This window comes from Streptomyces sp. NPDC049813, from assembly GCF_044465085.1.
GTDB lineage: Bacteria > Actinomycetota > Actinomycetes > Streptomycetales > Streptomycetaceae > Streptomyces.
Window position 1 is genome coordinate 421,195 of sequence record NZ_JBITLI010000003.1, and the last position, 14,008, is coordinate 435,202.

A 14,008-nucleotide genomic window follows, 5' to 3' on the forward strand; every position below is an offset into this window, starting at 1 on the left:
GTCGCGCCGTTCCCCGCGCCCCTGGGGCAGTCGGCCGCCTGCGGGCCGGTGGGGCTTCTCGCGCCGTTCCCCGCGCCCCTGTCGGGCCGTTGCCCGGCTGAGCGTCGGTGGGGCTTCTCGCGCCGTTCCCCGCGCCCCTGACGGGCCGTTGCCCGGCTGAGCGTCGGTGGCGCTTCTCGCGCAGTTCCTCGCGCCCCTGGGGGCGCCCCTTGTGCGGGTCAGAGCGCTGCGCGCCATGCCTCCAGGGCCAGGCCCGGTTCGTTCTTGCGGTGGGTCAGGTGCATGCGGGGTGGGCTGCCGGGGACGTAGGTGGCGGCCACTATGCCGTCCGAGGCGTCCTTGGTCAGGGCGATCCGTGCGTCCGGGGGCAGGGCGGGGCCCGACTCCGTCCACCAGGCGCCGGCCGACTCCAGCTCCGTGGGGTACGCGGCGAAGGCGACGCGGCCGCTGTGGGCGCGCTGGGCGAGCACCGTGCAGTCGACGCCGTCCAGCACGCAGCGGACCGCCGACACGGGCCCGGGCCCCGCCGCGTCCGTCAGGCGTACCGGGGCCTCGTCGCCCCGCCACGCCCACAGGCCGTCGCTCTCCTCGTCCGTGTAGAACAGCGTCGTGTGCTCGGCCGAAGTGGCGAGCGCCCGCAGGGAGTCGGGGCGGGCGAGGGCGGGCGCCGGCTTCTCGGCGAGGACGGGGTCGGTGCCGAACGCCTCCTGACGCCAGCACAGAAGGGTCTCGGCGCTCGCCGCGTACACGTTGATGAGGCCCGACTCCGCCCGCACGGCGGCGAGTTCACCGCGTACGCCGCGGCCCTTCAGGTCGTGCCAGGTGGTCCAGCTGCCCTTCACGCGCTGGGCGCGCATGCTGACGCCGCCGCCCCGGTTGCGGACGAAGACGTGGGCGCGGCCCTGCGCGTCGACGGCCACCGCGGGCGGCCCCGTGCGGTCGCCCGTCCTGTTCGGGTGGCCGATGGGGATCCAGTCGAGTGCCGCGAGGTGCGGCTGGAAGTGCGTCGAGTGCACCAGTCCGGCCTCACCGGGGACGGTGGGGCGCCAGGACACGAGGTGTACGTAGTCCAAGGGGCCCTGGGCCAGCGCCAGGACCGGATGCACCCGCTGGTCACCGCCGACCGTGCGCGGGGCGGTCCAGGCGCCGCCCGGGGTGCGTTCGGTGCGGCAGAGGACCGCGTCGCCGTCGGGGGCGAACTCGTAGGCGCAGAGCCCGCCGTCACGTCCGCGTATCAGCCAGTCGCCGTTCACGGCTTCATTTTAAGTGGAACCGGGGCACACCTCGTCCGCCGCCCCTGGCACGTACGGTTCCCGCATGACGACTCTTGTGGTGGTGGACGGCGCGAACGTCGTCGGTTCCGTTCCCGACGGCTGGTGGCGCGACCGGCGGGCCGCCGCGGTCCGGCTCCGCGACCGGCTCGCGGTCCATGCCGAGCGGCATCCGGACGAGGAGGTCGTCCTCGTGGTCGAGGGCCGGGCGCGGGGCGTCGAGCCGGTGCCGGGCGTGCGGATCGAGGAGGCTCCCGGCGAGGGCGACGACCACATCGTGGCGGTGGCGGCCGCCGCGACGGGGCCCTGCGTGGTCGTGACGGCCGACCGGGAGCTGCGGCGCAGGGTCGAGGAGACCGGAGCGCGCTGTGTGGGCCCGCGGACGGTCTACCCGTGATGCCGGCCCCGGCTCGTGCCTCCCGGTTCCCGGGCCCCAGCTCCAGGGGCACGCGCGGCCGCCCCCGCCCCGCTCACGTCCGCCGTACGTAGAGCACGGCGCCGTCCACGGTCCCCGCCACCTCGTAGGGCGCCAGCATCCGGCGCAGGGCGGGCGTCCGCCGGGCTCCGTACGGCGCGCCGCGGGAGTCGTCCACGACCAGCCGGGGCGGGCGGGCGGCGAACTCCCCGCGGAAGGCCGCCCAGGCGCCCCGCACGGCGTACTTCTCGCCCACCTGGGGCCCGTCCCGGCCCCCGCTGTAGTTCGTGAGGAGCCCGGCCGTCAGGAAGCGGCTCGCGGGCTCCCGGTCGGCGAGCCAGTACGTTTCCGGATGCATGCCCCACACGAGCACCGGCTCCCCGGGCGCGGAGTGCGTCCGCACCGCGTCGGCGACCCGCCGGGTGTGCGCGAGGTCGGGCCGCGGCGCGAGCAGCCCCCAGGTGAGGAAGAGCGCGCAGCAGCACGCGGAGGTCAGCAGCGCCGTGCCGCGGCGTTCGGGCGGCAGGGCCTGGAGCGCGGCGGTGCCCAGCAGGGCCAGGGGCGGGGTGAGTTGCAGGTAGTAGTGGCCGAAGAAGTGGAACCCGAGCAGGACCGCCCCGGCGGACGAGGCGAGCCAGAGCCACAGCTCCGCGCCGGCGCGGGCGGTGCGCGGCGCCCGTACGAGCGGGGGGAGGAGACCGGCGCAGGCCACGCCCAGGATCGCCGCGTTGAGCAGGCCCCGGCCCAGGACGTGCAGTTCGGAGCCGGCGAAGGAGGCGTACGCCGCCGATCCGGTGACCGTCCAGAACAGGAAGCCCGCCGGGTCGGTGGCGAGGGCCGCCAGGAGCACCGGCAGCGCCGCCCCGGCCCCGCACAGCAGCACGCCCCGCCGGGGCGCCCCGCACCGCCACAGCAGCCAGGCGACGGGCACGAGGACCGCGCCCCCGGTCTGCTTGGTCAGGAAGGCGCCGGCGACGGCGGCCCCGCACCAGCCCCACCGGCGCCGGTCGGCGCACCACAGGGCCGCCGCGGTCCACGGCAGCATGAACACCTCGAAGGTGGCGGCCTGCGCGTCCTGCGGGTTGAGCCCGACCGAGATCAGCAGGTACAGCGTGCCCGCGGTGCGCCCGGCCGTGGGTCCCCAGCGGCGGCGCGCGATGGAGGCGAGGAGCAGGGCCGTGGCCAGTTGCGCGGCGACGGCGCAGATCCGTAGCGGGGTGAGCGAGCCGGAGCCGAGGACGGCGAAGACGGCTTCGTACAGCCAGGGCACGAGCGGTGGTTTGCGGTCGACGACGTTCTCGTAGAGGGCGCCGCCGTGCGCCAGTATCCGCGCCTGGACGGCGAGGTAGCCCTCGTCGGGGTTCCACAGCGGCCCGGCGAAGGACGGGACGCGGGTGGCGCAGGCGAGGAGGGCGAGGAGCGGGACGAGGCGCCGCCAGTAGCCGGGGGCGGCCCGGCCGGGGGCGTCCCGCCGGACCTCGGACACGTACGGTGATGGCGTCGGCGCCTCGGTGAGCATGGGCGCCAAACTATCCGGCCCCGCACTTCCCGCCGGAACGGGACATACGGGGCCGGGGAGGTCGGTCGGCGGTCACGCGGAGTCGCGGCGGCCCAGTCGGCTGTGGCGGCGGCCGTAGAGGAAGTAGATGACGAGGCCGAGCACCATCCAGGCGAGGAAGCGCAGCCAGGTCTCCACCGAGAGGTTGAGCATCAGCCACACCGAGGCGGCGACCGAGGCGACGGGCAGGACGGGCACCCACGGCGCGCGGAAGTTGCGGTGCAGGTCGGGGCGGGTCCGGCGCAGGATGATCACGCCGAGCGCGACCACGACGAAGGCGAAGAGCGTACCGATGTTGACCAGCTTGGAGAGCTCCTCCAGGGAGACGAAGCCGGCGAGGATCGCCGACGCGACGCCGAGGATGATCGTGGAGCGGTAGGGCGTGCGGAACCTGGGGTGGACCTCGCTGAAGACCTTCGGCAGGAGTCCGTCGCGGCTCATCGCGAAGAAGACCCGGCCCTGGCCGAGCAGCAGGATCATGACGACGGTGACCAGGCCGATGATGGCGCCGAAGTTGATGAGCCCGGCCCAGAACGGCTGGTCGATCGCCTTGAACGCGTCGGCGAGCGGGGCGTCCGCGCTGAGCGTGTCGTACTTCTGCATGCCGGTGACGACGATCGACACGGCGACGTACAGGGCCGTGCAGATGGCGAGGGAGCCGATGATGCCGCGCGGCACGTCCTTGGCCGGGTCGACGGTCTCCTCGGCGGCGGTGGCGACGACGTCGAAGCCGATGTACGCGAAGAAGACGATGGCGGCGGCGGTGAAGATGCCCATGATGCCGAAGGCGGACGGGGTGTAGCCGAAGATCGATTCGAGCAGGGTCGCGCTGAGCCCCGTGCCGCCGGGCACGTCCTTCTTCGGCGGGATGAAGGGGTCGTAGTTGGCGCCGACGATGTGGAAGCTGCCGACGGCGATGATGATCAGGACGACGAGCACCTTGACCGCCACGACCAGCGACGTGACGTGCGCGGAGAGCTTGACGCCCGCGACCAGGACGCCGGTCATCACCAGGATGAGCAGGGCGGCGGCGAGGTTGAAGCCGAACTTGCCGTCCTGCGGGCCGACGAGCACGGCGGGCAGCGGGATGCCCCAGCTGTCGAGGAGCGACTGGACGTATCCGGACCAGCCGACGGAGACGGTGGCGGCGCCCAGGGCCAGCTCCAGGACCAGGTCCCAGCCGATGATCCAGGCGACGAACTCGCCGAGGGAGGCGTACGCGAAGGTGTACGCGGAGCCCGCCACCGGGACGGTCGAGGCGAACTCGGCGTAGCAGAGCGCCGCGAGCGCGCAGACGATGCCGGCGACGACGAACGCGAGGGCGACGGCGGGGCCCGCGTAGTCCTTGGCCACCGTGCCGGTGGTGACGAAGATGCCGGCGCCGATGACGACGCCGACACCGAAGACGGTGAGGTCGAGGGCGGACAGCGATTTGTTGAGCTTGTGCTCGGGCTCCTCGGTGTCCTGGATGGACTGTTCGATGGACTTGGTTCTGAACAGCCCGCTGCGTGCGCGTCCCGAATCTGGCTGGGTGGTCACCGGCTACCTCCGTCGTCTGTCGTCCCCGACATGATTCGGACAAGTAACCGTGGACCGGCTGATCAGTCCTGCGTGTTCACGCGAAAGAGCGCGGGGCCGGACCACCCTTTGGGTGAGTCCGGCCCCAGGGCGTGCGCGTCAGTCCCGGGCGGGCTCCATGGCCCCCTCGGCGGACCGGTCCCGCTCGATACGGCCGTCCAGCTTGGACACGAGGCCGGTCACCTGACGGGCGATGTCAGGCGCCGTGAGGCCGATCTCCGCCATGATCTCCTTGCGGGAGGCGTGGTCGAGGAAGCGCGGCGGGATGCCGAAGTCCCGCAGCGGCACGTCGACGCCCGCGTCGCGCAGGGCCTGGGCGATCGCGGAGCCGACCCCGCCGACCCGGGAGTTGTCCTCCACCGTCACCACGACGCGGTGGCGCTCGGCGAGCGGGGCCATCGCCTCGTCGACCGGCTTGACCCAGCGCGGGTCGACGACGGTCGTGGTGATGCCCTGCTTGTCGAGGAGGGCGGCGATCTCCAGGCACATGGGGGCCAGCGCGCCGACGGAGACGAGCAGCACGTCGGGCCGGTCGCTGCCCGGCTCGCGCAGCACGTCCATGGCGCCGACCGTGCCGACCGCCTCGACCGCGGGGCCGACGGCGCCCTTGGAGTAGCGCACGACGGTCGGGGCGTCGTCGACCTGGACGGCCTCGCGCAGCTGGGCACGGACCTGGTCGGCGTCGCGCGGCGCGGCGATCCGCAGGCCCGGGACGACCTGGAGGATCGACATGTCCCACATGCCGTTGTGCGAGGCGCCGTCGGTGCCGGTGACCCCGGCCCGGTCCAGGACGAAGGTGACGCCGCACTTGTGCAGGGCCACGTCCATCAGGAGCTGGTCGAAGGCGCGGTTGAGGAAGGTCGCGTAGACGGCGAAGACGGGGTGCAGGCCGCCGGCCGCGAGGCCCGCGGCGCTGACCGCGCCGTGCTGCTCGGCGATGCCCACGTCGTAGACCCGGTCGGGGAACTTGTCCGCGAACTTCTTCAGGCCGACGGGCTGGAGCATCGCGGCGGTGATCGCGACGATGTCCTCGCGCTCCTCGCCGAGGCGGGCCATCTCGTCGCCGAAGACGGAGGTCCAGTCGGCGCCGGAGGCCTTGACGGGCAGGCCGGTGTCGGGGTGGATCGGGCCGATGCCGTGGAAGCGGTCCGCCTCGTCCTGGAGGGCGGGCGTGTAGCCGCGGCCCTTCTCGGTGAGGCAGTGCACGATGACCGGGCCGCCGAACCGCTTGGCGCGGGTCAGCGCGGACTCCAGGGCCTCGATGTCGTGGCCGTCGATCGGGCCGACGTACTTCAGGCCGAGGTCCTCGAACATGCCCTGCGGGGCGATGAAGTCCTTGAGGCCCTTCTTGGCGCCGTGCAGCGTCTCGTAGAGCGGGCGGCCGACGACCGGGGTGCGCTCCAGGAGGTCCTTGCCGCGGGCCAGGAAGCGCTCGTAGCCGTCCGTGGTGCGCAGGGTGGCGAGGTGGTTGGCGAGGCCGCCGATGGTGGGCGCGTAGGAGCGCTCGTTGTCGTTGACCACGATGACCAGGGGGCGGTCCTTGGCGGCGGCGATGTTGTTCAGCGCCTCCCAGGCCATGCCGCCGGTCAGGGCGCCGTCGCCGATGACCGCGACGACGTGGTCGTCCTTGTCGCGGACCTCGTTGGCCTTGGCGAGGCCGTCGGCCCAGCCGAGGACGGTGGAGGCGTGGCTGTTCTCGATGACGTCGTGCTCGGACTCGGCCTGCGAGGGGTAGCCGGAGAGGCCGCCCTTCATCTTCAGCTTGGAGAAGTCCTGGCGGCCGGTGAGCAGCTTGTGCACGTAGGACTGGTGGCCGGTGTCCCACAGGACCTTGTCCCGCGGCGACTCGAAGACGCGGTGCAGGGCGATGGTCAGCTCGACGACGCCGAGGTTGGGGCCGAGGTGGCCGCCGGTCTTGGAGACCGCGTCGACGAGGAAGGTCCGGATCTCATCCGCCAGCTGGTCCAGCTGCTCCAGGGTGAGCCGGTCCAGATCGCGCGGTCCCGTGATGCGGGTCAGCAGCGGCACCCGTGCCTCCTTGCAATAGAGCTGTGAGTAGCTGGTCGAGCTGTACGAGCTTGCCGGGTCCGTCGAGTCTAATGTTCCGCCGGCGTGGACGGGGGGCGGGCTGTGCGTTGCCGGTCACACGTTCGGCCCAGGCGGCGGGAACACACGTTCTGCCCGGGACATGACTGTGCCCGGCGTCGTCCTTGACGCCGGGCACAGTCGGCTCGGTAAAGAGCCTGGTCGGAACTGGTAAGGAGCCGTCAGGCGCGGCCGGCCGACTTCTGGGTCTTACGGGTGACGGAGTCGATGACGACCGTGACCAAAAGGACAGCACCCGTGATCATCTGCTGGATCGCGGTCGCGATGCCCTCCAGAGCCAGGCCGGACTGGATCGAGGTGATCACGAGCACACCGATCAGCGCGTTCCAGGTACGGCCCCGGCCACCGAAGAGGCTGGTGCCGCCGATCACGGCCGCGGCGATGACGTTCATCAGCAGGTCGCCGGCGCCCGCGCTCTGGTTCGCCGCCGCGATCTTGGAGGCCCAGAAGAGACCGCCGATCGAGGCGAAGAGGCCGGAGATGGCGAAGACCGAGACACGAACCACCACGACGTTGATACCGGCACGACGGGAGGCCTCGACGCTGCCGCCGAGGGCGAAGACCTTACGGCCGTACGAGGTGCGGCGCAGCACGAAGTCGGTGATGACGAGGGCGACCCCGAACAGCAGGACCGCGAGCGGCAGGCCCTTGTACTGGTTGAAGACAGCGGCGGCGGCGAACGTGGCGATCGCCAGGAGCACCGTGCGCATCAGGATGTCGCTCAGCGGGCGGGACGGGATACCGGCGGCGGCCCGCCGGCGCGCGCCGAGGAACGCTGTCAGGAAGTAGGCCGCGACGACGAGGACCGCGAGGCCGTAGGCGGCCGCCACGTCGGAGAAGTAGTAACCGGTGAGGTGACCGACCACGCCGTCACCATCGATGTTGATCGTGCCGTTGTCGCCGAGGATCTGGAGCATGAAGCCGTTCCAGAACAGCAGACCTGCCAGCGTCACCGCGAAGGCCGGCGCGCCCAGCCGGGCGAAGAACCAGCCGTGGACGGCGCCGATCACAGCGCCGCCCGCGAGCGACACCAGGATCGCGAGCCACTCGTTCACGCCGTGCGTGACGCTCATGACGGCCAGGACGGCTGAGGAGACGCCGGAGACGGAGCCGACCGACAGGTCGATCTCGCCGAGCAGCAGAACGAAGATGATGCCGATGGACATCATGCCTGTGGCGACCATCTGGACGCCGAGGTTGGAGAGGTTCTCCGCGCCCATGAACGCCGAGTTGAGGCTCTGGAAGATCGCGCAGATGATGATCAGGCCGATGACGACGGGTATCGCACCGAGGTCACCACCCTTGATCTTGCGCTTGAACTCGCTGAGGTAGCCGGCGAAACCTTGCTCGCGCACGAGCAGGCGGGGGTCGACGGCCGAGACGGACGCGCCCGCCGCGGCCGGAGCGGCGTCCACCGCGTCCTTGGTCACGTTGGTCTTTTCGATGCTCACTTCTGAGCCTCCGCGTTGCTGCGCGCCGCACGGCGGGTCACGGCGTTGTCCGTGGCACCGGTGATGGCGGAGATGATCTCTTCCTGCGAGGTCGTCTTGACCTCGAACACACCGTTGTTGCGGCCCAGCCGCAACACGGCGACCTTGTCCGCGACGGCCTTCACGTCGGCCATGTTGTGGCTGATGAGGATGACCGCGTGGCCGCGCTCGCGCAGCCGCTCGACGAGGTCGAGGACCTGGGCGGTCTGCTCGACGCCGAGGGCGGCGGTCGGCTCGTCCAGGATGACCAGCTTGGGCTCGCCGAGCATGGAGCGGGCGATGGCCACGACCTGGCGCTGACCGCCGGAGAGCGAGGCGATCGGGATGCGCACGCTGGGGATCCTGATGGAGAGCGTCTCCAGCAGCTCCCGGGACCGGCGCTCCATCTCGACCTCGTCGAGGACACCGCGCCGCTTGAGCTCACGGCCCAGGAACAGATTGCCGACGACGTCGATGTTGTCGCACAGCGCCAGGTCCTGGTACACCGTCGCGATGCCCAAGCTCTGGGCGTCGTGCGGACGGTTGACCGCGACGGCCTGGCCGTTCCACTCGATGACGCCGTCATCGATGGGGTGCACCCCGGCGATCGTCTTGACCAGGGTGGACTTGCCGGCGCCGTTGTCGCCGACCAGGGCGACGACCTCTCCGGCGTGGACCTCGAGCTCGACGTCGGTGAGCGCCTGAACGGCACCGAATCGCTTCGATACCCCGCGCAACGCCAGCACAGGCGTAGCGGACACGTGAACCATCTCCTTCGCCGCCGAAGGCCTGACCCGGGCGGGAGGTTGAACAGAAGTGAAGACTGAGGGGGGTGTACTGCGTCCGGCGCCCCGCCGTTGAGCTTGCGGGGCTGTCGGCGGCGGGGCGCCGGACGTGCTCACACAGGAGCGCTACCGGAAGGGGTGCGCGGGTCCCGTGCGGGACAAGGGGTTACTTCAGGCCGAGCTTGTCGCAGGCCGACTTGTACTTGGCGGTGCAGATCTCGTCCAGGGTGTAGTAGCCCTGGTCGATGACGGTCTCCTTGATGTTCTTCTGGGTCAGGGAGACGACCGGCACGATGACCGAGGGGATGCTCTTCTCGGTGCCGCTGTCGACCGTGCTGGTGTCCAGGCCTGCGGAGTCGAGCTTGCCCGTCTTGGCGACCGCGACGGCCATCTTGGCGACGGTCTCGGCCTCCTCGGGGTACGACTTGAAGACCGACATGTTCTGGTCACCGGTGATGATGCGCTGCACACCGGCGAGCTCGGCGTCCTGGCCGGTGACCGGAGGGAGCTTGCTCAGACCCGCGCCCTTGAGCGCGGTGATGATGCCGCCCGCCATGCCGTCGTTGGCCGAGTAGACGCCCTTGATCTTGTCCTTGCCGATCGCGGAGATGGCGCCCTCCATGTTGGAGTTGGCATTCTCCGGCTTCCACTCCTTGGTGTCGTAGGACTTGGCGATGTCCACCTTGCCCTTGAGCACCGAGAGCGCGCCGTCCTTGAACTGCTTGGCGTTCGGGTCGGTGATCGCGCCGTTCATCATCACGATCTTGCTGCTGGCCTTGGCGTCCGAGCCCATGGCGTCGAGCAGGGCCTTGCCCTGGGTCTTGCCGACCTCGGTGTTGTCGAACGAGGTGTACGCGGCGATCGGGCCCTCGGCCAGACGGTCGTACGCGACGACCGGGATACCCGCGTCCTTGGCCTTCTTCACGCCGGAGGCGACGGCCTTGTAGTCGACCGCGTCCAGGATCAGGACGTCGACCTTCTTGGTGATCATCGTGTCGATCTGCTGCGACTGGAGGTTCACGTCCTGCTTGGCATTGAGGTACTCGACCTTGCCCTTGCCGTTCGTGAGCTCGGATATCTGCTTCTCAATGATCGGCTTGTCGAACTTCTCGTAGCGAGCGGTCTGGTTCTCCGGCAGGAGCAGACCGACGGTGATGTCGTCGCCCTTCTTGGCGCTGGACGACTTGTCGCTGTCGTCACCCTTGGACTCCTTGGCGGAGCCACAGGCGGCGAGAGAGACGGCCATGGCGGTGGCACAGAACGCAACGGCGGCACGACGCGTACGCGTGTTCACTTCAGAAACCTCCCTGACGAGGCCGCGACGTTGCGGCCGAGGTGGCTGGAAGTCAACTCGGCCGCAACCCCAGCGTCAAGGAGTAAATCCTTAACGAGATGGCAACGGTGTCATGCGTTCTCTAAGTGAAGGCAGGTGCTACCGAAGGTACAGACCCGTCCAAAAGGGTCGAATCGCCCATCTCGCTGAGGGCCAGCGCGAGCGCGCCGAGCACCTCCGCGCGGCCGCCCAACGCCCCAGGAAGGACGGAGAGTTGGCGGGCGGCACTCGGGATCGCATAGCGCCCCACGGACTCCCTGATGGGCCCCAGGACCAGCTCTCCGGCCTCCGCCAGATCACCGCCGAGGACGACCCGGCTCGGATTGAGCAAGTTGCAGAGATTCGCGACGCCTGAGCCGATGTGCCGGCCCACGTCGGCGATCACGCGGCGGCATCCCGGGTCGCCGTCGCGGGCGAGGCGGACCACGCCCTCCATGGTCAGATCCGTGCCGTGGCTCGACTGGAGCAGCGGCAGCACGTACCGGGCAGCGGTGAAGGTCTCCAGGCAGCCGCGGTTGCCGCAGCGGCAGACCGGGCCCGACTCGTCCAGCGTGATGTGCCCGATCTCGCCCGCGGTGCCGCCGGGCCCCCGGTAGATCTTCCCCTCGATGACGAGACCGGAGCCGACGCCGCTCGCCACCTTGATGTATGCGAGGTCCCGCACGCCGCGCCCGCTGCCCCAGACCAGCTCGCCGAGCGCGCCCAGGTTGGCGTCGTTGTCGACGTGCACGGGCACGCCCAGGCGCCGCCCGAGCTCCTCCGCGGGCCGGGTGCCGGTCCAGCCCGGCAGGATCGAGGTGGAGCCCAGCGTGCCGCTCTCCACGTCGATCGGGCCCGGCACCCCGAGCCCCACCCCCGCCACCTTGGCGCGGTCCACGCCGGTCGCCGCGACGAGCCGCTCCACCAGCTCCTCGGCCCGGTCGAAGCCCTGCGCGGCGCTGGCGTCCACGTCCAGCGGCTCGGACTCCTCGGCGAGCACCTGGTGGGCGAGGTTGCCGATGGCCACCCGCAGGTGCGTGTGGCCGAAGTCGACGCCGATCACGATGCCCGCGTCGCCGCTGAGCGAGACGCTGCGGGCCCGGCGGCCGCCGGCCGAGGTGGGCGTGACCTCGACGGTCCCCCCGTCCTTCAGCTCCCGGACGATGTTGGAGACGGTGGCCGCGGACAGACCCGTCGTCCTCGCGATCTCCGCCTGCGTGAGCGAACCGGCGAGCCGTACGGCGCGTACGACCCGCTCCAGATTGGCCCGGTGCAGCGACGACTGCGACCCCGGAGTCTCCATTGACTCATCCCACCTCTGCCCCTGGCCCGCGTCACACCGGGTGACCGACCCTTGTACAAGTTATGAACTCCAAGCTCCGCTGAAGGGGCATCTGCCGTCAAGCCCTTGAGGGAAATCGGTTCCAGCGGGCACGCGCACGGGTCCGGCCCCGGAGAGGTGCTCTCTCCGGGGCCGGACCCCTGTGCGCGACGGGTGAGGCGGCGGTCACCCGCGGGCGCCGCCCGCCCGCCGTCACGCGGCCGTCAGCGGAAGGTGCCCTGCGACACCGAACCGGCGATGCGGCGCTGGAAGATGATGTAGACGATCAGGACGGGCACCACCGAGATCACGATCGCCGCGAACAGGCCGCCGTAGTCGATGTTGTAGACCTGTGAGGACGCGTAGGCGGACATCCCCTGGGTCAGGACCCACTTGTCCTGGTTGGTGTTGAGTGCCACCGGCAGCAGGAACTGGTTCCACAGCCCGAGGAAGTTGAAGATCGCCACCGCGGCCATGCCCGGACGGGCCATCGGCAGCATCACCTGGAAGAACGCCCGCCAGTCCCCCGCGCCGTCGATCAGCGCGGCCTCGTAGACGTCATGCGGCAGGGACCGGAAGAACGAGTACAGGAAGAACATCGTGAACGGCAGCGCGAACGCGACGTAGGTGAGGATCAGCCCCGGCCGCGTGTTCAGCAGCCCGAAGTTCTGGAGCTGGAAGAAGAGCGGCACGATCGCCAGGAAGACGGGGAAGGTCAGCCCGGCGAGCATCACGTAATAGATCAGCCGGCGGCCGGGGAACTCGAACCGGGCCAGGATGTAGGCGCACATCGCGCCCAGCAGCATCACCAGGACCAGTGCGCAGACCACGACGATCACCGAGTTGAGGAAGTACTTCCCGATGCTCGCGTCGGTCCACGCGTGCGCGTAGTTCTCGAACCGCCAGCGGTGCGGCAGGGCGAACGGCGACGACAGGATCTCGCTGGTCGACTTGAACGACGAGACCAGCACCCACAGCATGGGCACGATCACGATCACGGACCACAGGATCAGCAACGTGTGCGAGATCACCGCGAACCTGCGGTCGCTGCTCTCGGCAGCTCTCGCCAGCTTCCGGTCCCGCGCCGGCCTACGCTCACTCGCCTGCTTGCGGTCAGCGGCAATGACGCTCACTGGGCAACTCCCTTGGCTCCGGCACGCCGAGCCTTCAACCCACGCGCGTTCTTCTTGCCCTCGCCCTCGCCGCCGCCCGTCAGACGGTTGACGAGGAAGACCAGCGCCGCGAAGACCAGGGTGACGGCGGCGAGGACGACACCCATCGCGGTGGCGTAACCGAACTGCTGCTTGGCGAAGGCGACGCTGAACAACCGCTGGCTGATCGTCAGCGTCGAGTTCTCCGGCCCACCGCCCGGCAGCATCGCCTGTACGTAGACGAACGAGTCCAGGGCGGCGATGCCCAGGTAGACGTACCCCGTCTGCACCGTGTCCCGGATCGACGGCAGGGTGATCGAGAGCGTCGTCCGGAACCGGCCGGCCCCGTCGATCTTGGCGGCCTCGTACAGCTCGCCGGGAACCCCCTTGATCGCGGCGATGAAGAGCACCGCGTAGAACCCGACGAGCCCCCAGACGATGACGAACATCAGGGCCGGCATCGCCGTCGTCGTCTCGCCCAGCCAGGCGAACTTGTCGAACCCGTCGAGACCGAGCCCGGTGAGGACGCCGTTGAGCAGGCCCGCGTTCGGGTCGTACATCTGCGCCCAGATCAGGCCGACGATGATCGCCGGCACGACGTAGGGGAAGAACGAGATGATCCGGTAGAACGACGCTCCCTTGATCCCCCGGACGGGGCCCTTGCTGGGCCCGCCCAGGGTGATGGCCACCGCGACCCCCAGGGCGAGCGTCAGCGTCACCAGCGGCACGCAGACCGCCAGCAGTACGACGTTGCGCAACGCCTTCAGGAAGATGTCGTCCTGGAACATCTTGGTGAAGTTGTCGAAGCCGACGAACTCGTAGTCCGGGCTGAAGCCGCGCCAGTCCGTCATCGCCCAGAAGACCGCCTGGACGAAGGGGTACAGGACGAAGATCACGAAGATGGCCAGCGGGACGCCGAGGAACGCGAGGAAGAACGTCACCCGGTCGAAGGTGAGCTTGCGGCGCCGGGGCCGCCCACCGCGAGCGGCCGGCGTGGGCCGGCGGCTCGCGGTGTCGGATGTGGTGATCGTGTCTTTCATCG

At 70.4% G+C, this 14,008-nt stretch carries 11 protein-coding genes; 1 reads left to right on the forward strand and 10 read right to left on the reverse strand.

Going from position 1 to position 14,008, the window contains the following annotated elements; all coding sequences use genetic code 11:
• Positions 1-218: 218 nt before the first annotated feature.
• Entirely contained in the window at positions 219-1,253 is a 1,035-nt protein-coding gene (locus tag ACIBW6_RS09320) for a hypothetical protein (protein ID WP_399058401.1), read from the reverse strand.
• Positions 1,254-1,317: 64 nt separating this feature from the next.
• Between ACIBW6_RS09320 and ACIBW6_RS09325 the strand changes: the two genes are divergently transcribed.
• Positions 1,318-1,668 (forward strand): NTP pyrophosphohydrolase, encoded by a 351-nt coding sequence (locus tag ACIBW6_RS09325; protein ID WP_399058403.1) that lies wholly within the window; start codon positions 1,318-1,320, stop codon positions 1,666-1,668.
• A 73-nt stretch (positions 1,669-1,741) separates the two neighbouring features.
• Here the strand turns inward: ACIBW6_RS09325 and ACIBW6_RS09330 are convergent, their stop codons facing one another.
• The 9 genes from ACIBW6_RS09330 to ACIBW6_RS09370 form a co-directional block, all read right to left on the reverse strand.
• On the reverse strand, positions 1,742-3,205 hold the full coding sequence (locus ACIBW6_RS09330; RefSeq protein ID WP_399058405.1) for an ArnT family glycosyltransferase: 1,464 nt from the start codon (positions 3,203-3,205) through the stop codon (positions 1,742-1,744).
• A 72-nt stretch (positions 3,206-3,277) separates the two neighbouring features.
• Entirely contained in the window at positions 3,278-4,783 is a 1,506-nt protein-coding gene (locus ACIBW6_RS09335) for an amino acid permease (protein WP_399058407.1), read from the reverse strand.
• A gap of 138 nt (positions 4,784-4,921) precedes the next feature.
• Complete coding sequence (dxs, locus tag ACIBW6_RS09340) at positions 4,922-6,850, reverse strand: 1-deoxy-D-xylulose-5-phosphate synthase (RefSeq protein WP_399058409.1); 1,929 nt, start codon at positions 6,848-6,850, stop codon at positions 4,922-4,924.
• A gap of 239 nt (positions 6,851-7,089) precedes the next feature.
• The gene (locus ACIBW6_RS09345) at positions 7,090-8,379 is read right to left on the reverse strand and encodes a sugar ABC transporter permease (RefSeq protein ID WP_399058411.1); all 1,290 of its coding nucleotides are present in this window, start codon (positions 8,377-8,379) and stop codon (positions 7,090-7,092) included.
• The gene (locus ACIBW6_RS09350; RefSeq protein WP_399058413.1) at positions 8,376-9,167 is read right to left on the reverse strand and encodes an ATP-binding cassette domain-containing protein; all 792 of its coding nucleotides are present in this window, start codon (positions 9,165-9,167) and stop codon (positions 8,376-8,378) included. The genes ACIBW6_RS09345 and ACIBW6_RS09350 overlap by 4 nt, the downstream gene beginning before the upstream one ends.
• A 181-nt stretch (positions 9,168-9,348) precedes the next feature.
• Complete coding sequence (locus tag ACIBW6_RS09355; RefSeq protein WP_399058415.1) at positions 9,349-10,476, reverse strand: sugar ABC transporter substrate-binding protein; 1,128 nt, start codon at positions 10,474-10,476, stop codon at positions 9,349-9,351.
• 121 nt (positions 10,477-10,597) lie between these two features.
• A complete protein-coding gene (locus ACIBW6_RS09360; RefSeq protein ID WP_399058417.1) occupies positions 10,598-11,797 on the reverse strand; it encodes an ROK family transcriptional regulator in 1,200 nt (399 codons plus the stop codon).
• A 242-nt stretch (positions 11,798-12,039) separates the two neighbouring features.
• Positions 12,040-12,948, reverse strand: a complete 909-nt coding sequence (locus tag ACIBW6_RS09365; RefSeq protein WP_399058419.1) for a carbohydrate ABC transporter permease — start codon at positions 12,946-12,948, stop codon at positions 12,040-12,042.
• Entirely contained in the window at positions 12,945-14,006 is a 1,062-nt protein-coding gene (locus tag ACIBW6_RS09370; protein ID WP_399058421.1) for a carbohydrate ABC transporter permease, read from the reverse strand. Before ACIBW6_RS09370 ends, ACIBW6_RS09365 begins: the two co-directional genes overlap by 4 nt.
• Positions 14,007-14,008: the final 2 nt, after the last annotated feature.